18 protein-coding genes are annotated in these 20,737 nt (G+C 62.2%); 17 read left to right on the top strand and 1 reads right to left on the bottom strand.

Annotation, left to right across the window (positions count from 1 at the left end):
• Positions 1 to 372: 372 nt before the first annotated feature.
• Positions 373 to 918: a DUF4142 domain-containing protein gene (locus tag BW978_RS00330; protein ID WP_083697452.1), complete on the bottom strand. Its 546-nt coding sequence runs from the start codon at positions 916 to 918 to the stop codon at positions 373 to 375.
• A 139-nt stretch (positions 919 to 1,057) separates the two neighbouring features.
• Here BW978_RS00330 and BW978_RS00325 point away from each other — a divergent pair, with 139 nt between their 5' ends.
• The 17 genes from BW978_RS00325 (at position 1,058) to hutC (ending at position 20,722) form a co-directional block, all read left to right on the top strand.
• On the top strand, positions 1,058 to 2,011 hold the full coding sequence (locus BW978_RS00325) for a sugar-binding transcriptional regulator (RefSeq protein ID WP_076391197.1): 954 nt from the start codon (positions 1,058 to 1,060) through the stop codon (positions 2,009 to 2,011).
• 147 nt (positions 2,012 to 2,158) lie between these two features.
• The gene (locus tag BW978_RS00320; RefSeq protein ID WP_076391195.1) at positions 2,159 to 3,472 is read left to right on the top strand and encodes an ABC transporter substrate-binding protein; all 1,314 of its coding nucleotides are present in this window, start codon (positions 2,159 to 2,161) and stop codon (positions 3,470 to 3,472) included.
• 144 nt (positions 3,473 to 3,616) lie between these two features.
• Positions 3,617 to 4,489: a carbohydrate ABC transporter permease gene (locus tag BW978_RS00315; protein WP_069043978.1), complete on the top strand. Its 873-nt coding sequence runs from the start codon at positions 3,617 to 3,619 to the stop codon at positions 4,487 to 4,489.
• A gap of 10 nt (positions 4,490 to 4,499) precedes the next feature.
• Positions 4,500 to 5,324, top strand: coding sequence for a carbohydrate ABC transporter permease (locus tag BW978_RS00310; protein WP_076391193.1), 825 nt, complete (start codon positions 4,500 to 4,502; stop codon positions 5,322 to 5,324).
• Positions 5,325 to 5,336: 12 nt separating this feature from the next.
• Complete coding sequence (locus BW978_RS00305) at positions 5,337 to 6,335, top strand: ABC transporter ATP-binding protein (protein ID WP_054149340.1); 999 nt, start codon at positions 5,337 to 5,339, stop codon at positions 6,333 to 6,335.
• A complete protein-coding gene (locus BW978_RS00300; protein WP_076391191.1) occupies positions 6,332 to 7,111 on the top strand; it encodes an L-iditol 2-dehydrogenase in 780 nt (259 codons plus the stop codon). Before BW978_RS00305 ends, BW978_RS00300 begins: the two co-directional genes overlap by 4 nt.
• A gap of 34 nt (positions 7,112 to 7,145) precedes the next feature.
• On the top strand, positions 7,146 to 8,630 hold the full coding sequence (locus BW978_RS00295; protein ID WP_076391189.1) for a mannitol dehydrogenase family protein: 1,485 nt from the start codon (positions 7,146 to 7,148) through the stop codon (positions 8,628 to 8,630).
• A gap of 6 nt (positions 8,631 to 8,636) precedes the next feature.
• A complete protein-coding gene (locus tag BW978_RS00290; RefSeq protein ID WP_076391187.1) occupies positions 8,637 to 9,344 on the top strand; it encodes an HAD family hydrolase in 708 nt (235 codons plus the stop codon).
• The gene (locus BW978_RS00285) at positions 9,337 to 10,962 is read left to right on the top strand and encodes an FGGY family pentulose kinase (RefSeq protein ID WP_076391185.1); all 1,626 of its coding nucleotides are present in this window, start codon (positions 9,337 to 9,339) and stop codon (positions 10,960 to 10,962) included. Before BW978_RS00290 ends, BW978_RS00285 begins: the two co-directional genes overlap by 8 nt.
• Before the next feature lie 137 nt (positions 10,963 to 11,099).
• On the top strand, positions 11,100 to 12,473 hold the full coding sequence (gene hutF / locus BW978_RS00280; RefSeq protein ID WP_076391183.1) for a formimidoylglutamate deiminase: 1,374 nt from the start codon (positions 11,100 to 11,102) through the stop codon (positions 12,471 to 12,473).
• A 43-nt stretch (positions 12,474 to 12,516) separates the two neighbouring features.
• The gene (hutH, locus tag BW978_RS00275; RefSeq protein WP_076391181.1) at positions 12,517 to 14,025 is read left to right on the top strand and encodes an HAL/PAL/TAL family ammonia-lyase; all 1,509 of its coding nucleotides are present in this window, start codon (positions 12,517 to 12,519) and stop codon (positions 14,023 to 14,025) included.
• On the top strand, positions 14,022 to 15,242 hold the full coding sequence (hutI, locus tag BW978_RS00270; protein ID WP_076391179.1) for an imidazolonepropionase: 1,221 nt from the start codon (positions 14,022 to 14,024) through the stop codon (positions 15,240 to 15,242). The genes hutH (BW978_RS00275) and hutI overlap by 4 nt, the downstream gene beginning before the upstream one ends.
• The gene (gene hutH, locus BW978_RS00265; RefSeq protein ID WP_076391177.1) at positions 15,239 to 16,774 is read left to right on the top strand and encodes a histidine ammonia-lyase; all 1,536 of its coding nucleotides are present in this window, start codon (positions 15,239 to 15,241) and stop codon (positions 16,772 to 16,774) included. Before hutI ends, hutH (BW978_RS00265) begins: the two co-directional genes overlap by 4 nt.
• Position 16,775: 1 nt before the next feature.
• The gene (hutG, locus tag BW978_RS00260) at positions 16,776 to 17,576 is read left to right on the top strand and encodes an N-formylglutamate deformylase (protein WP_076391175.1); all 801 of its coding nucleotides are present in this window, start codon (positions 16,776 to 16,778) and stop codon (positions 17,574 to 17,576) included.
• Positions 17,577 to 17,588: 12 nt separating this feature from the next.
• A complete protein-coding gene (gene hutU / locus BW978_RS00255; protein WP_076391173.1) occupies positions 17,589 to 19,262 on the top strand; it encodes a urocanate hydratase in 1,674 nt (557 codons plus the stop codon).
• A 17-nt stretch (positions 19,263 to 19,279) separates the two neighbouring features.
• On the top strand, positions 19,280 to 19,897 hold the full coding sequence (locus tag BW978_RS00250; protein WP_076391171.1) for a HutD/Ves family protein: 618 nt from the start codon (positions 19,280 to 19,282) through the stop codon (positions 19,895 to 19,897).
• An 87-nt stretch (positions 19,898 to 19,984) separates the two neighbouring features.
• Positions 19,985 to 20,722 carry a histidine utilization transcriptional repressor HutC gene (gene hutC / locus BW978_RS00245; protein ID WP_076391169.1) on the top strand — a complete coding sequence of 246 codons (738 nt, stop codon included), beginning with the start codon at positions 19,985 to 19,987 and terminating at the stop codon, positions 20,720 to 20,722.
• The last annotated feature ends 15 nt before the right edge of the window (positions 20,723 to 20,737 follow it).

Genomic DNA, 20,737 nt, shown 5'->3' with positions numbered 1-20,737 from the left:
TGTTCCGAGACAACCGGAAGGTGCCGGGAAATGTTCCTGAGGAATGGTTCGGAGGCGGGACGGTTGGTCAAGGGCAGTCAGTCGATGGAAGGAACAGTTCGTCTTCCAGTCCATGCGACGCTCAAGCAGAACAGCTCTGATCACGCGAATAGCAGGCAATGTATTTCTTTGTTCCGCGAATGGAACAAAGCGTCGCCGTACCGGTTGAAGAGACAAATCATTGTTCCCTCCCCCGAACCTCCCCCGGCCGCCCCTTGGGCGCCTACCTGAACCCCGCTTCGGCGGGGTTCTTTTTCGTGGCTACCGGCTTACTGCTGCATGCTGTACCGAGGGATACCTTTGCAATTTTCGTTGCTGCTGCGCCAAAGACCCTCACGGATTGGTCTGGGATTGCGCTCTGACCTTGTGCATCCGGACCAGCGGGTAATTGGCAATCGCATAGGTTTTCAGACTTCCAGCCGGTCCATGATCGGCATAGGCGCCCAGCAGCCTGATGGCCTGATCATGCGCCTTCATCTGGGAGGACATATAGGCGGGGTCGAACTGGCTCTGCTCTGCCTGTTCCAGCGCGGTAAGCGTTTGTTTCTGTTCCATCGACAGTTCTAGAACCATCGCAATCGAATCGGCCTTGGCGGCTTCGCTCAACTGGCCTTGTGCACGCTTGTAGTCGTCCAGCATGGTACGAGCGAAGTCCTTCACCTCGTCGTTCTGGCTTCGCTTGAGAGCGAGTTCCGCGGCCAGGATTTCAAACTCGTTGGTAGCGGCGGCCTGTTGCGCGAACTCAGCCGGACCGAGCGCCTTGGTTTCGGCAGAAGCCTCTGGCGTCGGCAACTGCTGGATTGGCGCCGCCTGCTGGGCCATTGCCGTTGAGACGAGGCAAAGTGCTGTTGCGGGTGCGAGCGAAATGGAGCGGATCATGATGGTTCTCCTTCAATAACGGGTTGCTAGCTCAACCCGTCAGCCTTCGAACCGTTCCAACACAGGCACGAGCGCGGAGCCCGGATTTGACAGGAGAGGGCAAAATTGGCAGCAGTGTTCCAGACGGAGAGGAGACCGCATGGCACGGCGTGGCGAGGGGCAGACGAGACTGGATGATGCAGCACGGGCCGGATGGCTCTACTATGTCGCCGGCAAAACCCAGGACGAGATCGCGGCTGCCATGGGGATATCCCGACAAAGCGCCCAGCGCCTCGTATCCCTTTCTATAGCGGAAAAGCTGATCAAGGTCCGGCTCGATCATCCCATCGCGGCATGCCTGGAACTTGCCGAAGCTGTGAAGCACAAGTTCGGCTTGAAGGCGGTGGAAATCGTGCCCACCGATCCCGGATCCGAGTCCGCGACAGTGGGAGTGGCAGAAGCGGGCGCGGCGCAGCTGGAGCGCTGGCTGAAACAGCCCGAACCGCTGGTCATTGCGATGGGAACGGGTCGAACACTCCGCTCAATGATCGATCAGCTGTCTCCGATGGAATGTCCGCAGCACAAGATCGTCTCGCTCACGGGCAATATCAGCCCCGACGGATCGGCTGCCTATTTCAACGTCATCTTCTCCATGGCCGATGCGGTGAAGGCACCGCACTTCCCGATGCCGCTGCCGGTCATCGTCTCCTCTCCCGCCGAGCGGCAGTTGCTGCATGACCAGCCTCTGGTCGCGCCGACAATCGCGCTCGCGCGCCGATCGGACGTCACCTTTGTCGGCATCGGCGAGATGAACATGCGTGCTCCGCTTCTCGTCGATGGCTTCCTGAAGGCCGACGAGATGGAAGATCTCCTGCAGGCCGGCGCGGTTGGAGAGATCTGCGGCTGGATCTTCGGGGACAACGGCGAGTTGCTGACCCATCCGGTCAATGAGCGGGTTGCGAGCTTGCAAATCCCCTCCCGCGAAACCTCGACCGTGATCGGCCTCGCACGGGGTCGCCGCAAGCATCCGGCGATCCTGGCGGCTGTCCTAGGCGGGCATATCAATGGGCTGATCACTGATGAAGACGCTGCGCGCCATCTTCTGGCGAGCTAGGCCTCTACAATATTTCAATTCCAGAACAGTTGGTTAGCTATTTCATGCGGCAGCGCAGCATGAAATGCGGATTGACATTTTTTGCTCTACGATTGAGTAATTGCCCATGAGCAAAGCGAATGCTCATTTTTCTTCTGGGAGGAAGACATGACATTGAAGACGATTTTGCTGGGCGCGTGCTCGGCGCTGGCGCTTGCCGGCATGGCCTCGGCCGAAACCCTCACGATCGCGACCGTCAACAACGGCGACATGATCCGCATGCAGGGCCTGACCTCGGAATTCACCTCGGCGAATCCCGACATTCAGGTTGAGTGGGTCACACTCGAAGAGAACGTTCTGCGCGAACGCGTGACGACGGACATCGCCACCAAGGGCGGCCAGTACGACATCATGACGATCGGCACTTACGAAGTTCCGATCTGGTCCAAGCAGGGCTGGCTGCTGCCGCTCGAAAACCTCGGCGCGGACTATGATGTCGACGATCTGCTGCCGGCGATCCGCTCAGGCCTGACCGGCGATGACGGCAAGCTCTATGCCGCGCCGTTCTATGGCGAGTCCTCCTTCATCATGTACCGCAAGGACCTGATGGAGAAGGCCGGCCTGACCATGCCCGATGCCCCGACCTGGGAATTCGTGGCCGACGCTGCCCGCAAGATGACCGACCGCGCCAACGACATCAACGGCATTTGCCTGCGCGGCAAGGCCGGCTGGGGCGAAAACATGGCCTTCCTGACGGCCACGTCGAATGCCTTTGGTGCTCGCTGGTTCGACGAAAACTGGAAGCCACAGTTCGACCAGCCGGAATGGAAGAACACGCTCGACTTCTACGTCACCCTGATGAACGACGCTGGCCCGCAGGGCGCGTCTTCCAACGGCTTCAACGAGAACCTGGCGCTCTTCCAGCAGGGCAAGTGCGGTATGTGGATAGACGCCACAGTCGCGGCTTCCTTCGTGACCAATCCGACCGATTCGACCGTCGCCGACAAGGTTGGCTTCGCGCTCGCCCCTGACACCGGTCTCGGCAAGCGCGGCAACTGGCTCTGGGCCTGGAACCTCGCGATCCCGGCTGGCTCACAGAAGGCGGAATCGGCCGAGAAGTTCATCTCCTGGGCAACCAGCAAGGCTTATGCCGAACTCGTCGCTTCCAAGGAAGGCTGGGCCAATGTTCCTCCGGGCACGCGGACCTCTCTCTATGAGAACCCGGAATACCAGAAGGCAGCGCCCTTTGCGAAAATGACGATCGACTCGATCAACGCGGCTGACCCGAAGGCTCCAACGGTCAAGCCGGTACCCTATGTCGGCGTGCAGTTCGTGGCGATCCCCGAGTTCCAGAGCCTCGGCACCTCCGTCGGTCAGCTCTTCTCGGCAGCGCTTGCAGGCCAGATGTCGGTTGATGATGCACTGGCCCAGGCTCAGAGCCTGACCGAGCGTGAAATGACCCGCGGCGGCTACATCAAGTAATCCACCCTCCCGAACCACCTGCCCGGATTGCGATCCGGGCAGGACAGGCTTCGACCGTTTGCGGCCAATGCCGGTCGTCGTCACCCAGCCTCCAACGGGCCTGCGGATCTCGTCTCCGACATGGCCATCAGGGCGAGCTCCATCATGGCTACTCAAAACACACGCACCCTGGCCCGTCTGATGATGGCGCCGTCAGTCGGGCTCCTGTTGATCTGGATGATCGTGCCACTGTCGATGACGCTGTGGTTCTCGTTCCAGAACTACAATCTGCTCAATCCTGCCAATGTCAGCTTCGCGGGCCTGTTCAACTACCGCTATTTCTATACGGATCCGGCCTTCTTCCAGTCGATCTGGAACACCATGCTGATCGTCGGCGGCGTGCTGTTCATCACCATCTTCGGCGGCACGCTGCTGGCGCTGCTGCTCGATCAGCCGATCTTTGGCCAGGGGATCGTGCGTATCCTCGTCATCTCGCCCTTCTTCGTCATGCCGCCGGTCGCTGCATTGATCTGGAAAAACATGATCATGCACCCGGGCTATGGCGTGCTGGCCGACATCAACCGGGCGCTCGGCTTGAGCCCCGTCGACTGGTTCGCGCAATATCCGCTGTTGTCGATCGTCATCATCGTTGCCTGGCAATGGCTGCCGTTTGCGACGCTCATCCTGCTCACCGCCCTGCAGTCACTCGATGGCGAGCAGCAGGAAGCGGCCGAGATGGACGGTGCGCGCTTCATCGACAAATTCATCTATCTGACGCTTCCGCATCTCGCCCGCGCAATTACCGTCGTCATCCTGATCCAGACCATCTTCCTGCTCGGGGTCTACGCGGAAATCCTGGTCACCACCAATGGCGGCCCGGGCTATGCGTCGACCAATCTCGTCTTCCTGATCTACCGAACGGCCCTTCTGGGTTACGACGTCGGCGGCGCTTCGGCAGGCGGCATCATCGCAATCATTCTCGCCAATATCGTCGCCATCTTCCTGATGCGCGCCGTCGGCAAGAACCTCGACCGGTAAGGACAAGGCCATGGCTCGCAACGTCACAACCCGGCGCAAGATCATCTTTACGGCGATCGCCTGGACAATCGCCTTCGTGATCTTCTTCCCGATCCTCTACACGCTGATCACCAGTGTGAAGACGGAAAGCGAAGCGATCCAGGGCTTCGACCTGATCCCGACCTTTACCTTCGAAAACTACGTGACGGTTCAGACACAGCGCGACTACATCAAGCCGTTCATGAACTCGGTCATCCTGTCTGTGGGCTCGACGATCCTGGCACTTTTCGTCGGCATCCCGGCCGCCTGGGCGATGGCGTTTTCGCCGACCAAGCGGACCAAGGACATCCTGATGTGGATGCTCTCCACCAAGATGATGCCTGCAGTCGCCGTGCTCGTTCCGATCTACCTGCTGTTCCGCGACTTCGGTCTGCTCGATACCCGGATTGGTCTGACGATCATGCTGACGCTGATCAACCTGCCGATCGTCATCTGGATGCTCTACACCTATTTCCGCGAGATTCCGGGCGAAATCCTCGAAGCCGCGCGAATGGACGGTGCCTCGCTTTACAACGAGATCGTCTATGTGCTCGCACCCATGGCCCTGCCGGGCATTGCCTCGACGCTTCTCCTCAACATCATTCTCGCCTGGAACGAAGCCTTCTGGACGATCCGTCTCACCACCACCAATGCGGCGCCGCTGACCGCCTTCATCGCCTCCTTCTCCAGTCCGCAAGGGTTGTTCTGGGCGAAACTGTCGGCTGCCTCGACGATGGCGATTGCGCCGATCGTGATCCTCGGCTGGTTCAGCCAGAAGCAACTCGTGCGCGGCCTCACTTTCGGCGCCGTCAAGTAAGGAAACCCGACCATGGGCAGCATCAAACTCGAACAGCTCTCCAAGTCCTTCGGCGAGCATGCGGTCATCCCGGGGATCGACCTTGAAATCAATGACGGTGAATTTGTCGTCTTCGTCGGCCCGTCCGGCTGCGGCAAGTCCACGTTGCTGCGCCTGATCGCAGGCCTCGAAGACGCGACCGGCGGGCGCATCGTGATCGACGGCAAGGATCAAACGCATACACCGCCGGCGCAGCGCGGCCTGGCGATGGTGTTTCAGTCCTATGCACTTTATCCGCATATGAGCGTGCGCTCTAACATCGGCTTTCCGCTGAAGATGGCGAAAGTCGATCCGGCAGAAATCAACCGCAAGGTCGAGGAGGCAGCCCGCATCCTGAACCTCACCGATTACCTGGAGCGCCGGCCCGGGCAACTCTCCGGCGGTCAGCGCCAGCGCGTCGCTATCGGCCGTGCCATTGTGCGCAATCCCCGTTGCTTCCTGTTCGACGAGCCGCTCTCCAACCTCGATGCGGCGCTTCGCGTCGCCATGCGTTTGGAGATCACCGAACTGCATCAGAAGCTCAAGGCAACCTCGATCTACGTGACCCACGACCAGGTGGAGGCCATGACCATGGCCGACAAGATCGTGGTTCTCAACAAGGGCCGCATCGAGCAGGTGGGATCGCCGCTCGACCTCTATCGCAGTCCTGCAAACCTTTTCGTCGCCGGCTTCATCGGTTCGCCGAAGATGAACCTGATCTCTGGCCAGGCCGCTTCCGCCCATGGCGCCCACACGATCGGCATCCGGCCGGAGCATGTCACGCTCTCGCTCGACAGCGGCATGTGGCGCGGTCTGGTGACAGTCGCCGAACATCTCGGCTCCGACACGTTCCTGCATGTCGAGGTGGATGGTGTCGGCACGATCACGACGCGCACCGGAGGCGAATTCCCGGTCCGTCACGGCGACACTGTTTATGTGACACCGGATCTCAATCGACTGCACAAATTCAATGACAAGGGACTGGCAGCATGACCGGCAGATTGAGCGGAAAATCGGCAGTGATCACGGGCTCAGCCCGCGGCATCGGCCGGGCCTTTGCGGAGGTCTATATTCGTGAAGGTGCAACGGCAGTTGCGATCGCCGATATCGATTTCGACCGCGCATCGGCAACGGCAGCGGAGATCGGCCCTGCGGCCTATGCCGTCCGGATCGACGTCTCCGATCAGGCATCGATCGACGCAGCGATTGCTGCCTGTGTCGAACGCGCCGGCGGCATCGACATCCTCGTCAACAATGCTGCCATCTTCGATCTCGCTCCGATCGTCGAGATCTCCCGCAAGAGCTATCAACGCGTTTTCGACATCAATGTCGGCGGAACGCTGTTTACGATGCAGGCCGTGGCCAAGCAGATGATCGCGCAAGGGCGTGGTGGCAAGATCATCAACATGGCGAGCCAGGCCGGACGGCGCGGCGAACCGCTGGTCGGCGTCTACTGCGCCTCGAAGGCTGCCGTCATTTCGCTCACCCAATCGGCAGGCCTCGACCTCATCAAGCATGGGATCAACGTCAACGGGATCGCGCCTGGCGTGGTCGGCAGCGAGATGTGGGACGAGGTCGACGCGCTCTTCGCAAAGTACGAAAACCGTCCGCTTGGCGAAAAGAAGAAACTTGTCGGCGAAGCAGTCCCCTTCGGCCGCATGGGTCGGGCAGAGGATCTGACCGGCATGGCAGTCTTCCTCGCCTCGGCGGAAGCCGACTACATCGTCGCCCAGACCTACAATGTCGACGGCGGAAACTGGATGAGCTGACGGCTCGTTCGGCCCCCAGCCAAGGAATGCACCCATGACGATCAAACTCTCGCTTGCAACTCTGGCAGATATCGGTGACCGGGCGGCCCTGCCCTCCTATCGCCGCGAGGACATCCGTCCCGGGATCCTGCATTTCGGCGTCGGCAATTTCCACCGCGCCCATATGGCGATCTACCTGCACGAACTCTTCAACAGCGGTCGCGATCTCGATTGGGGCATTATCGGGGCTGGCGTCATGGCCTCCGACCAGCGGATGCGTTACACGCTGAAAGCCCAGGATTTCCTGACGACCGTGGTCGAGCAGGATATCGACCGGTCGGCAGCGACGATCACGGGGCCGATGCTGGACGTGATCACCGCACCGGATTTCGATCGGATCATCGCGACGCTCGCCTCCCCCGATATCCGGATCGTTTCGATGACGATCACGGAGGGTGGATATTTCATCGATGCGGCCACCGGCAAGTTCGATCCTGATCATCCGGCAATCGTCGCCGACGCGAAGAACCCGACCGAGCCGAAGACCGTCTTCGGACTGATCATCGCCGGCCTCAAGGCGCGCCGCGCTGCGGGCATTCCACCCTTCACCGTCATGTGCTGCGACAATATCCCCGGCAATGGCGAGGTGACGGAAGCCACCGTCTGCGGGTTGGCGCGCCTGTCTGATCCTGATATCGCCGACTGGATCCATCACAACGTCGCCTTTCCAAATTCCATGGTGGACCGCATCACGCCTGCAACCGGACAGCGCGAAATCGACATTACCCGGGAAAGTTACGGGATCGAAGATGGCTGGCCCGTATTCTGCGAGGGCTTCAAGCAGTGGGTGCTTGAAGACAAGTTCCCGCTGGGACGCCCCGCTCTGGAAGATGTGGGCGTAACCTTTGTGCCCGATGTGGCACCCTACGAGCTGATGAAGCTCAGGATCCTGAATGGTGGCCATGCGGCGATCGCTTATCCGGCGGCGCTGATGGACATTCATTTCGTCCATGAATCCATGGAAAACCCGCTGATTCGGGCCTTCCTGGCGAAGCTCGAAAACGACGAGATCATCCCTGTCGTGCCGCCTGTGCCCAACACCAGCTTGCAGGACTATTTCGCACTCATCGAGAACCGATTCGCCAATCCGAAAATCGGCGACACCATTCCGCGCCTGGCGCAGGACGGATCGAACCGTCAGCCCAAGTTCATTCTGCCCTCGACGGCAGATCGTCTGGCCCAGGATCTGGACGTGCAAGGTCTTGCTCTCGTCTCGGCCCTATGGTGCCGCTACTTCGAAGGCACGAGCGATGGCGGAAAGTCGATTGCCTTCAACGATCCAAGCGCGGAGCGGCTGCACGCCGCTGCACTCGCCTCCCGGAATGATCCCATGGCTTTCATCGGGATTACCGACATCTTTGGACCCGTCGGAGCCAATCCGCACTTCCAGAAGCGGTTCGGCGAAGCGATCGCAAGCTTGCGGAGCCATGGCGCCGCCGCTACGATCCAGCGCTATCTCGACGGAACCCTTGCAAGCTGAGTGACCATGGACCCGCAGCCGATCCGCCTGGTGATCTTCGACTGTGACGGGGTTCTCGTCGACAGCGAAGGCATCGCGCTTGAGGTTCTGGTCGAAGCACTGGCCGAGAAGGGCGTTATGCTGACGACCGACGAGGCGGCGGAGCGCTTTCTCGGGCGCAGCCTCGGTTCGCTGACAGAGGTGGTTCGATCCGAATTCGGTGTCGAAATCGATCCTGCTTTTCTAGCCGGCATGCGGGACGGGCTCTACGCTCGGTTTCGTGCGGAATTGGACCCGCTGCCCGGGGTCGCGGCTGCCATCGATTCGCTCAAGGCCATGCAGGTCTCCTGCTGTGTGGCCTCGTCCAGCCAGCGGGAACGGATCGAGCTCTCCCTGTCCGTGACCGGACTTCTTCCCCGTCTCAGCCCACATATCTTCAGCGCGACCATGGTCGAACGCGGCAAACCCGCACCCGATCTCTTCCTGCACGCTGCCGCCAAGATGGGTGTCGCGCCGGCGCAGTGTCTCGTGATCGAAGACAGTCCCGCTGGCATCCGTGCGGCGCAAGCCGCCGGCATGAAGGTCATCGCCTTTACCGGCGGATCCCATACCGGGAATGCCAGCTACCGGGAGGCGCTCACCCATCTGAAGCCGGATGGGCAGTTTGACGCGATGGAGAATTTGCTCCACTTTGTGCGAGGAGCGAGGAGACCGGAAGATCTGACTGATGCGTGAGCACCTCTTGGCCGTGGATGTTGGCACAGGCAGTGCACGGGCCGGGGTGTTTGATCTCAGCGGTCGGCAACTTGCCCGCTGTGTCGTCCCGATCAGCGTTCACCAGCCTCTGCCCAAGCATATGGAGCAGGACAGCGAAGAGATCTGGGCGGCAGTCTGCAGCGCGGTTAAGTCTGCCCTTGCCGAGAGCGGAATCTCTGCTGCCCAAGTCCTTGCCATCGGGTTCGACGCGACGTGCTCGCTCGTCGTGCGTGACCGCGATGGAAGCCCGCTTTCGATCTCAGAAACACGCTCGCCGAACCTCGACACCATCTTGTGGATGGACCATCGAGCGCTCGAGGAAACCGAATACTGCAACGCGATCGCCGATCCGCTTCTCGAACGCTTCGGCGGACGCCTATCGGTCGAGATGCAGATTCCGAAACTGCTCTGGCTAAAGAGGCACAGACCGGATCTCTGGGCCGAAAGCGTACAAATCTTCGATCTCTGCGACTTCCTGACCTGGCGCGCGACCGGCTCCGAAAAACGCAGTCATTCGGCGCTCGCCTCGAAATGGGGCTATACGCCGGAGGCGCCCGGTGCGCCACCGATGGACTATTACCGGAAAGTTGGACTCGGCGACATCATGGAGCGAGCGGGCCTGCCGGCGCTTTCGGAACGGCCGGGTTGGACGATCGGCTGCCTCTCCCGAACCAGCGCCGCGGAACTTGGTCTCGACGAGCATTGCCTTGTCGCCCCGGGGCTGATCGATGCTTACGCGGGAACTGTCGGCCTCTTCGCCGCGGGGGAACGGCCGAACATCCCGCTCGATGCCGAAGCCGTGCTGATCGCGGGCACTTCGAGCTGCATAGTGCGGCTTTCGAGCGAGCCTGTGTCCGGCACCGGCTGCTGGGGCGCCTTTCGGGATGCCGCGATCGCCGGCCTCTGGTTGACCGAGGCCGGGCAGTCTGCCTCGGGTGCCTTCCTGGACCACGTTGTAACGCAACACCCGGCTGGCGGGATTCCGATGAAGGCACGCCACCGGGCAATCCTCGACGGGATCGCCGAGTGTCTGGCAAGCGAGGGACCAGATTTCGGTCTGCCGATCACTGTCCTACCGGACCTGCATGGTACACGCTCACCCGTATCCGATCCGATGCTGACCGGAACAATCGCGGGGCTCGATCTCGACCGCAGTGAGCGCTCCCTTCTCAGGCTCTACTGGAGAAGCTGCGTGGCGCTTGCCTGCAGCATACGCCACATCATCGACCATCAGCCGCGCGGTGCGGGAGTGCCGAGACAGCTTCTGTTGGCCGGCGGCCTGGCCGACCATCCGCTTCTGGCGCAACTCTATGCCGATGCGACCGGCTGCGATGTCTACGTGCCGATCGACTGCGACGCCGTTCTGCTCGGCTGCGCACTGCATGCGGCTGTTGCTGCTGGCGCCTTTTCGACTTCTGCGGAAGCGGGGAGCCAAATGCGGTTTGAGATGAAGCACTTTCCTCCATCGCCGAAGCGGCAACAGGCTCTCGCGCGAGATCACGCGCTGCTCTTGGCCATGATGCGGCATCGCGAAGAACTCGCGACGCTTGCAAGCCCTCAAGGCAGAACGCCGGACGCTGTTTCCCTGGCCAACTGATCCCACGCGGCCTCAAGAGGCGAGGTCTCGGCCACGTGCAGTCAACAGAACACCGGATCTGAACGGCGCACGGGTGCCCTCTTGCGCCGACGCTTGGAACCTGCCATGTTGCCTATACAACTTGCAAAGGTTTCGAGATGAAAGCTTCTCAAAGTCTGTTCTGTGAGCGCGTGCTTATGCCCGAGGGCTGGGCAAGCGATGTGACAATCGGGATCGATCAGAGCGGCTCGATAGCCTCGATCGAACGCGGCACTGTGCATGGGCCAGATTCAACCATGCTGGCCGGACCCGTGGTTCCGGCCTTGCAAAATCTGCATTCCCACGGTTTTCAGCGGGCCATGGCCGGTCTCGCCGAGATCGCCGGCTCGACCGATGACAGCTTCTGGACATGGCGTGACACCATGTATCGGCTGGTCGGGCAGATGTCGCCCGACGATGTCGAGGCTGTTACAACAAAGTTGTATAGTGAACTTCTGAAAGGTGGCTTCGGTCAGGTCGTGGAATTTCACTATTTCCACCATGCCCTTACCGAGGTCGGCACGTCCGACGGGTTCGAGATGTCGAACCGCATCCTGCGTTCGGCCGAGACGGCCGGGATAGGCCTGACGCATCTGCCCGTCTTCTACGCTCATGCAGGCTTCGGAGGGCTCGCGCCCAATGCAGGACAGCGCCCTTTCATTCATAGCGTCGACAGTTTCCTGGCTCTCCTCGATCGACTGGCGCCCGCGTGCACGACCGCCGATGTGCGTCTTGGTCTGGCCATCCATTCGCTGCGGGCGGCAACGCCGGACGAGATGCGCGCGGTGCTGTCGGCGGAGGAGACTGGCGGGCCGATCCATATCCATGTGGCCGAACAGGAACGGGAGGTGGAAGACTGCCTTGCCTGGAGCGGCCGGCGACCGGTCAACTATCTGCTCGACGACTTTGCGGTCGATGAGCGCTGGTGTGCCATCCATGCGACGCACATGACGACAGAGGAGACGGCACGGCTGGCGAAATCCGGAGCGGTCGCGGGACTCTGCCCGGCCACAGAAGCCAATCTCGGCGACGGGATCTATCCTGCGACGGACTTCATGGCTCTGGGCGGGCGTTTCGGGATCGGCACGGACAGCCATGTCGCAACTTCCGTGGCGGAGGAGCTGCGCCTACTGGAATACGGACAGCGGCTGCGCGATCGACGCCGCAACCGGCTTGTGTCCGGTTCTGGCGCCTCGGTCGGCCGCACGCTGATTGAGTCCAGCCTGTCCGGCGGTGCTCAGGCTGCAGGTCTCAAGATGAGCGGCATTCGGGTGGGCGCGCGCGCCGATCTTGTCGTCCTCGACGGCGCTAACCCCTTCATCGCCTCGGCCAAGGACGATCAAATCCTCGACCGCTGGATCTTTGCTCTCGGCAGCGAGGCAGTGCGCGACGTGATGGTTCGCGGAGAATTCGTGGTTCAGGAGGGTCGCCACCGGATGGAAGCCCGCATCAACAGCGACTTTTCCCGTGCGCTGAAGAGGATCCTGCAATGAGTTTTATTAGCCGGCGAATTGTTTCCAGCAGACGGAGCGCCTGATGGGGCAGACGATCACTCTCGATACTGTTCTGGCAGCCGATGCGATCGCTGCCATTGCGTATGGCGCCAGGCTGGCCTTAAGTGAAACAGCACGGCAGCGGATCCTCAAAGCCCGCGCTATCGTTGACGCCCTCGTCGACCAGGGTATCCGCGGTTACGGGATCAATACGGGCGTCGGCGCACTCTGCGACGTGGTCATCGATCGCGAGGAGCAGGCAACGCTTTCCCGCAATCTGCTGTTCAGCCATTCCTGTGGCGTCGGTGAGCCACTCGGGCGGGTGGAAACCCGCGCGATCATGGCAGCCCAGATCGCCAATTTCGCGCATGGTTATTCGGGCATCCGGCTTGAGGTCGTCGAGACGCTGATTGCGCTTCTGAACAACGAGATGCTTCCGGTGATCCCGTCGAGGGGTTCGGTTGGTTACCTGACGCATGGCGCATCCATCGGGTTGGTCCTGATCGGATCCGGCGAATGCCGTCATGACGGCAAGCGATTGTCGGGCGCAGACGCGCTGGCAGCGCTCGGTCTGAAGCCGCTCGTGCTCCGGGCGAAGGAAGGTCTTAGCCTTATCAACGGTACACCCTGCGCCACCGGCCTTGCATCGCTTGCCGTCACCAGGCTGGCGCATCTCGTCGACTGGGCGGATGCGAGCGCCGCGATGAGCTACGAGAACCTCGGCGCGCAGACTGACCCATTTGCGGAAATGCCGCTTTCCCTGCGGAAGTCCGATGGACTGCAGCAGGTCGGGCACAACTTGCGCAGACTGCTGGCCGGGAGTGCGCTTCTGGCGGAATCTGCTGGCAAGCGGACGCAGGATCCGCTCAGCCTGCGGGCCGTACCGCATGTGCATGGCGCGGTGCGCGATGCGCTCGTGGAGGCGTATGCAGTCGTGGATCGGGAGCTTGCGAGCGTCACCGATAATCCGGCCGTCAGCGGCTCGCCTGATGACCCGAAAGTGCATTCGCAGGCGCATGCCGTGGGTGCCGCCCTCGGGCTTGCGATGGATCATCTGGCGACGGCCGCCGCAGAACTCGCCGCAATTTCCGAGCGTCGGATCGACCGGCTGGTCAACCCGCTGGTGAGCGGCCTTCCGGCCTTTCTTGCCTCGGGCAGCGGCGTCGGATCCGGCTTCATGATCATCCAGTATACTGCGGCAGCGCTGGTCGCGGAAAACCGGCGGCTGGCCATGCCGGCAAGCCTCGACGGTGGTATCACCTCCGGTCTGCAGGAAGACATTCTGACCCATGCGACGCCTGCTGCGGCCAAGGCGCTCGCCATCCTCGACAATCTCGAGACGGTGCTAGCCATCGAGCTGACTGCCGCAGCGCAGGCGCATGACCTGCAGTCCTCCAAGGCGAAGAAAGCTGCGATGACGCAAGGGATCTACGAGCGGGTTCGGGATGTGGTGCCCTTCTACCGGGACGATCGACCCCTGAACCGCGACATCCAGCAGATACGGACACTCCTGAAGACGACGGCGGCCTGGTCCGAAAGCGAGGGCGCATGACGACTGTACTCACCAACGTACGACTGGCGACCATGGCGCCCGACCGGCCCGGGCTGGGCGTGGTCGAGAATGGCAGGGTGATGATTGAGGGCGGACGGATTGTCGCTGTCGGCGCGGCGAGCGAGGTCGCGATCCCCGGTAGCGCCGAGGTGATCGACTGCGAGGGTCGCTGGGTGACGCCGGGCCTCGTCGATTGCCATACGCATCTCGTGCATGCCGGCAATCGGGCACGTGAATTCGAGATGCGTCTTGCCGGCGCTTCCTACGAGGAAATCGCACGCGCCGGCGGCGGCATCGTCTCGTCGGTGCGCCAGGTGCGCGAGGCGAGCGAGGCGGAGCTCGTCTCGCAAACGCTTCCCCGGCTCGATGCGCTGATCGCCGAGGGCGTGACAACCGTCGAGGTCAAGTCCGGCTATGGGCTGACCGTCGATGACGAGCTCAAGATGCTGCGTGCCGCACGGCAGCTCGCCGACAAGCGTCCGGTCGCCGTCACCACAACCTATCTCGGAGCGCATGCAACGCCTGCGGACTACAAGGGGCGCAATCGCGACTTCATCGAAGACGTCGTACTGCCGGGGCTTAAGGCTGCACAGGCGCAAGGACTGGTCGATGCGGTGGATGGCTTTTGCGAAGGCATCGCCTTTTCTCCTGAGGAGATGCGGATTGTCTTCGATGCAGCGCGGTCTCTCGGACTGCCGGTCAAACTCCATGCCGACCAGCTGTCGAACCTTCAGGGCGCGGCCCTTGCAGCCCAATACCAAGGCCTTTCGGCCGACCATCTGGAATACACCGATGAGGAAGGTGCTGCTGCGATGAGCCGGGCCGGAACCGTCGCGGTGCTCTTGCCCGGAGCCTACTACTTCATCCGCGAGACGAAGAAGCCGCCGATTGAGCTGTTCCGCAAACATGGAACGGCCATGGCGCTTGCCACGGACTGCAATCCCGGCACCTCGCCGCTGACCTCCCTGCTGCTGACCATGAACATGGCTGCCACGCTGTTTCACATGACGGTCGAGGAATGCCTTCTCGGCATCACCCGCAATGCCGCCCGCGCGCTGGGACGCCTCGACACGGTCGGAACCATCGAGGTCGGCAAGCAGGCCGATCTTGCCATCTGGTCGGTCGAGAGCCCGGCGGAGCTCGTCTACCGCATCGGGTTCAATCCGCTGCATCAGCGGATCTGGAACGGCCACATCACCAAAGGAATTCTGTTGTGACCATTACGCTTCACCCCGGCCGCGTCTCTCTGGCTGAACTAGCTGAGATCTACTGGAACGGCGAAAGCGCCGTGCTCGACCGCGGCTTCGATGCCGGCATCGAGAGGGCCGCCGCGCGCATTGCGGAAATCGCCGCCGGCAACGCGCCGGTCTACGGCATCAATACCGGCTTCGGCAAACTCGCCTCGATCAAGATCGATGCGGCCGACACGGAGACGCTGCAGCGCAATCTGATCCTGTCGCATTGCTGCGGCGTGGGCCAGCCGCTGGCGGACAAGATCGTGCGCCTGATCATGGCGCTGAAGCTGATCTCGCTTGGTCGTGGCGCCTCGGGTGTACGCCTGGACCTGGTGCGTCTCATCGAGGGCATGCTGGACAAGGGCGTCACTCCGCTCATTCCGGAAAAAGGTTCCGTCGGCGCGTCCGGCGATCTTGCACCGCTGGCCCATATGGCTGCAGTGATGATGGGCGAGGCGGAAGCCTTCTTTGAGGGCGAACGGCTTACCGGCGCCGAGGCGTTGAAGCGCGCGGGGCTCACGCCCGTGGTGCTTGCGGCCAAGGAAGGTCTGGCGCTGATCAACGGCACGCAGGCCTCGACGGCGCTGGCGCTGGCCGGCCTCTTCCGCGCCCATCGTGCCGCGCAGGCGGCATTGATCACCGGTGCGCTCTCGACCGACGCCGCGATGGGCTCGTCTGCGCCCTTCACCGCCGACATTCACACGCTGCGTGGCCACAAGGGCCAGATCGATACGGCAGCGGCCCTGCGAGGGTTGCTGGCCGGTTCCGTTATCCGGGAAAGCCATCTGGAAGGCGATGAGCGGGTGCAGGATCCCTATTGCATCCGCTGCCAGCCGCAGGTCGACGGTGCCTGCCTCGATCTCCTGCGCATGACGGGTCGGACGCTTGAAATCGAAGCGAATGCCGTCACCGACAATCCGCTCGTGCTCTCCGACATGAGCGTCGTCTCGGGCGGCAACTTCCATGCAGAGCCCGTCGCTTTCGCCGCCGACCAGATCGCGATCGCTGTCTGCGAAATCGGCGCGATCGCACAACGCCGCATCGCGCTGCTGGTCGATCCGGCCCTGTCCTACGGGCTGCCGGCCTTCCTCGCCAAGAAGCCGGGACTGAATTCCGGTTTGATGATTGCCGAGGTCACGTCGGCTGCCCTGATGAGCGAAAACAAGCAGATGGCGCATCCGGCCTCAGTCGATTCGACGCCGACGTCGGCCAATCAGGAAGACCATGTCTCCATGGCCTGCCATGGCGCGCGGCGCCTGCTGCAGATGACCGACAACCTCTTCTCGATCATCGGCATCGAGGCGCTAACCGCCGCCCAGGGCGTCGAATTCCGCGCGCCCCTCACGACGAGCCCGGAACTGAGACAAGTGATCGCCACCCTGCGTGCCCATGTCGCCACCCTGGAGGAGGACCGCTACATGGCGCCCGATCTCGAGGCTGCCGGTCGCCTGGTTGCGGATGGGACACTGGTTTCGGCGGTTTCCGCCGGGCTGTTGCCGGGTCTGGAGGGTTGAGATGGCGGTCTTCGACGTCAAGCAAGGCACCTCCCCCGTCATTCTCGCCTTTCCGCATACGGGCACGGATGTTCCGCCTGCGATCTGGGATCGCCTCAATGACAACGGCAGACTGCTGGCCGATACCGACTGGCATATCCATGAGCTCTATGCCGGATTGTTGCCGGATGCGACGACGGTCCGGGCGACCTTCCATCGCTACGTCATCGATGCGAACCGCGACCCTCATGGCGTGAGCCTCTATCCAGGGCAGAACACCACTGGCCTCGTTCCGGAAACGGATTTCGACGGTGTTGCCATCTGGAAAAGCGGCGAGGAGCCGACCGAGGATGATATTGGCGATCGGCTGGCAGGCTTCCACGCGCCCTATCATGCGGCGCTGAAAGCCGAGATCGAGCGCGTGAAGGCGATCCATGGCGTGGCGGTGCTCTATGACTGCCACTCGATCCGCTCGCTGATCCCCTTCCTGTTCGAAGGGCCTCTACCGGACTTCAACATCGGCACGGATATGGGCCGCACCTGCGATGCCAGGATCGAGAAAGCCGCCGCCGAAATCGCCGGTCGGGCCGAGGGATACACGTCTGTGGTCAATGGCCGCTTCAAGGGTGGTTGGACGACGCGGCATTACGGGCAGCCGGAGACCGGCGTGCACGCCATCCAGATGGAACTGGCGCAGATCACGCATCTCGCCACCGAAGCACCACCCTTCGCCTATGTCGCCGCGAAGGCCGAGGTGCTGCGACGCCATCTCAAGGACATTCTGACAACCATCGAAGCCATCGCGCTCGATCTGAAACGCTGAGGAGCGAGGACCATGAGCAATCCCAGACACAATATCCGCGACGTCCGCGCCGCCACCGGAACCGAACTCTCGGCCAAGAGCTGGATGACGGAAGCGCCGCTCCGCATGCTGATGAACAATCTCGATCCCGATGTTGCCGAGCGGCCGCATGAGCTCGTCGTCTATGGCGGCATCGGCCGGGCTGCCCGCACCTGGGAGGATTTCGACCGAATCGTCGAAACGCTGAAGACGCTTACAGAGGAAGAGACGCTGATCGTGCAGTCGGGCAAGCCGGTCGGCGTGTTCCGCACCCACAAGGATGCGCCGCGCGTGCTGATCGCCAATTCCAACCTCGTGCCGCATTGGGCGACCTGGGACCACTTCAACGAGCTGGATAAAAAGGGGCTGGCCATGTACGGCCAGATGACTGCCGGCTCGTGGATCTATATCGGCACCCAGGGCATCGTGCAGGGCACCTATGAGACCTTCGTGGAAGCCGGCCGCCAGCATTACGGCGGCAACCTGAAGGGCAAATGGATCCTGACCGGTGGTCTCGGCGGCATGGGTGGCGCCCAGCCGCTCGCCGCTGTCATGGCCGGCGCCTGCTGCCTTGCCGTCGAATGCGACGAGACCCGCATCGATTTCCGCCTGCGCACCCGTTATGTCGACGCCAAGGCGCATACGCTGGACGAGGCGCTTGCCCTGATCGACCAGTGGACCAAGGCGGGTGAGGCCAAATCCGTCGGCCTGGTCGGCAATGCCGCCGACATCTTCCCGGAACTCGTGCGCCGCGGCGTGCGACCCGACATCGTCACCGACCAGACCTCGGCCCATGACCCTGTTCACGGCTATCTGCCCCTCGGCTGGACGGTTGCCGAATGGCGGGCAAAACAGGAAAGCGATCCGAAGGCAGTGGAAGTCGCTGCCCGCGCCTCGATGAAAACCCATGTGCAGGCGATGGTCGACTTCTGGAACAGGGGGGTTCCGACACTCGACTACGGCAACAATATCCGCCAGGTGGCCAAGGAAGAGGGCTTCGAGAATGCCTTCGCCTTCCCCGGCTTCGTGCCGGCCTATATCCGTCCGCTGTTCTGCCGCGGCATAGGCCCCTTCCGATGGGCCGCTCTCTCGGGCGATCCGGAGGATATCTACAAGACCGATGCCAAGGTGAAGGAGCTGCTGCCGGACAACACGCATCTGCACAACTGGCTGGACATGGCGCGCGAGCGCATCGCCTTCCAGGGCCTGCCGGCCCGCATCTGCTGGGTCGGTCTCGGCGATCGCCACAAGCTCGGCCTCGCCTTCAACGAGATGGTGCGGAGCGGCGAGTTGAAGGCGCCTGTTGTCATCGGTCGCGACCATCTCGATTCCGGTTCGGTCGCCTCGCCCAACCGCGAGACGGAAGCGATGAAGGACGGCTCGGACGCCGTGTCCGATTGGCCGCTTCTGAATGCGCTGCTCAACTGCGCCTCGGGTGCGACCTGGGTTTCGCTGCATCACGGCGGCGGTGTCGGCATGGGCTTTTCCCAGCATTCCGGCATGGTGATCTGCGCCGATGGCACTGACGATGCTGCCCGCCGGCTGGAGCGGGTTCTCTGGAACGACCCGGCGACAGGCGTCATGCGGCATGCCGACGCGGGCTATGACATCGCGCTCGATTGCGCCAAGGAAAAGGGCCTTCGTCTGCCCGGCATCCTCGGCAATTGAGGGGATACGACACGCCCATGTCCCTCCGCATCCAGCGCTTTGACGAGCACCGGCAGATGCCCTGGAAAAACGGGCTGGGGATCACCCGCGAGGTGATCTCCCGGCCTGCTTCGGATGGCTCCGGCGGGTTCGACTGGCGAATCAGCCTGGCAACCGTCGGGACCTCCGGTCCGTTCTCGGTCTTTGCCGGGATCGACAGGACGATTGCCGTTCTCCAGGGCGACGGCATGCAGCTAACGGTCGATGGGAGGCAGGAGCCGCCGCTACTCGTAGGCTCGCCTCCCTTCGCCTTTTCCGGCGATGCGGAGGTTCAGGCGGATTGTCTTGGCGGCGAGACGCTCGACCTCAATGTCATGAGCCGTCGTGGGCGTTTCGTCCATCGCATGACGAAGATCGACGTCTCTGCCGCTCAGACGCTTTCGATGTCACGGGACACAGTCGCAATCGTGTTTCGGGGTGATGCCCTTGTTGCGGTCGATAGCATGCGATCGGAAGTAGGGCTCGGCGATATCATGATCTCAGAGCAGGTACCGTTTGAGTTCACCGTCGAGCCTCGCGCGGCTGATTGCACGCTCTACAGCATCGAAGTAACTGCCGCTCTGGATAGGGCTTCTGAACCCGAACCGGTTGCCTAGACAAGGCCTGTGCCGATAAGGGAATGCCCGATGCGCTGCGGCTAGACACCCGCAAGATCGCTTCGCCACCATCAGGATCGACCCACCATGTCCGACGACCAGCCAGGCTTTGCACTCCCCGTGGAACGGCAGGATACGCCGCTCTACGAGCAGATGAAGGCCGAGATCAAGGCGCGGATCGAGCGCGGCGAATGGCCGATCAATTACCGCATTCCCTCCGAGAACGAGCTGGTCGAGATGCTGGGGGTCAGCCGGATGACGGCGCATCGGGCGCTCAGGGAACTGGCCAGCGAAGGCGTCATCGTCCGGGTCCAGGGGCGCGGTTCCTTCGTTGCGCCGAAGAAGCGCCGGGCCAATGTCAGCGACGTGCGCAACATCGCCGAGGAGATTGCCGAGCGCGGCGGCCAGCATTCGGTCGAGATCGTGCTGATGCAGGTGGAAGTCTGCGACCATGATCTGGCGGACAGGCTGGAAGTGGAGGCCGGCACATCAGCCTTTCATTCGGTCATCGTACACAAGGAAGACGATCTCCCAATCCAGCTTGAGGATCGCTTCGTCCATGCGGAACTGGCGCCCGCCTATCTCGATCAGGATTTCCGAACGATCACGCCGAATGCCTATCTGAGCGGTATCGCGCCGATCTCGCGCGCCGAGCAGTTCGTCGAGGCAGTGTTACCCCAGCCGTGGGAATGCCGGCTGCTGGCCATCGCCAGGTCCGAACCCTGTCTTCTGGTGCGGCGTCGAACCTGGTCCGGCGACCGGCTGGTGACATCCGTTCGGCTTCTCTATCCGGGCAGCCGCTACAGTCTCGAAAGTTCTTATTGAGCCGAGAAGAAAACC

The sequence above is a fragment of the Rhizobium sp. RU33A genome (assembly GCF_900156055.1).
Lineage (GTDB): Bacteria > Pseudomonadota > Alphaproteobacteria > Rhizobiales > Rhizobiaceae > Allorhizobium.
Note: the sequence above shows the minus strand (reverse complement) of the source record. Positions and strands in the feature narration are given on the sequence as shown.

Bases quoted from the DNA above. Each gene is read 5' to 3' on its own strand.
- BW978_RS00330 (WP_083697452.1), bottom strand. From the start codon at position 918: ATGATCCGCTCCATTTCGCTCGCACCCGCAACAGCACTTTGCCTCGTC.
- BW978_RS00325 (WP_076391197.1), top strand. From the start codon at position 1,058: ATGGCACGGCGTGGCGAGGGGCAGACGAGACTGGATGATGCAGCACGG.
- BW978_RS00320 (WP_076391195.1), top strand. From the start codon at position 2,159: ATGACATTGAAGACGATTTTGCTGGGCGCGTGCTCGGCGCTGGCGCTT.
- BW978_RS00315 (WP_069043978.1), top strand. From the start codon at position 3,617: ATGGCTACTCAAAACACACGCACCCTGGCCCGTCTGATGATGGCGCCG.
- BW978_RS00310 (WP_076391193.1), top strand. From the start codon at position 4,500: ATGGCTCGCAACGTCACAACCCGGCGCAAGATCATCTTTACGGCGATC.
- BW978_RS00305 (WP_054149340.1), top strand. From the start codon at position 5,337: ATGGGCAGCATCAAACTCGAACAGCTCTCCAAGTCCTTCGGCGAGCAT.
- BW978_RS00300 (WP_076391191.1), top strand. From the start codon at position 6,332: ATGACCGGCAGATTGAGCGGAAAATCGGCAGTGATCACGGGCTCAGCC.
- BW978_RS00295 (WP_076391189.1), top strand. From the start codon at position 7,146: ATGACGATCAAACTCTCGCTTGCAACTCTGGCAGATATCGGTGACCGG.
- BW978_RS00290 (WP_076391187.1), top strand. From the start codon at position 8,637: ATGGACCCGCAGCCGATCCGCCTGGTGATCTTCGACTGTGACGGGGTT.
- BW978_RS00285 (WP_076391185.1), top strand. From the start codon at position 9,337: ATGCGTGAGCACCTCTTGGCCGTGGATGTTGGCACAGGCAGTGCACGG.
- hutF (WP_076391183.1), top strand. From the start codon at position 11,100: ATGAAAGCTTCTCAAAGTCTGTTCTGTGAGCGCGTGCTTATGCCCGAG.
- hutH (WP_076391181.1), top strand. From the start codon at position 12,517: ATGGGGCAGACGATCACTCTCGATACTGTTCTGGCAGCCGATGCGATC.
- hutI (WP_076391179.1), top strand. From the start codon at position 14,022: ATGACGACTGTACTCACCAACGTACGACTGGCGACCATGGCGCCCGAC.
- hutG (WP_076391175.1), top strand. From the start codon at position 16,776: ATGGCGGTCTTCGACGTCAAGCAAGGCACCTCCCCCGTCATTCTCGCC.
- hutU (WP_076391173.1), top strand. From the start codon at position 17,589: ATGAGCAATCCCAGACACAATATCCGCGACGTCCGCGCCGCCACCGGA.
- BW978_RS00250 (WP_076391171.1), top strand. From the start codon at position 19,280: ATGTCCCTCCGCATCCAGCGCTTTGACGAGCACCGGCAGATGCCCTGG.
- hutC (WP_076391169.1), top strand. From the start codon at position 19,985: ATGTCCGACGACCAGCCAGGCTTTGCACTCCCCGTGGAACGGCAGGAT.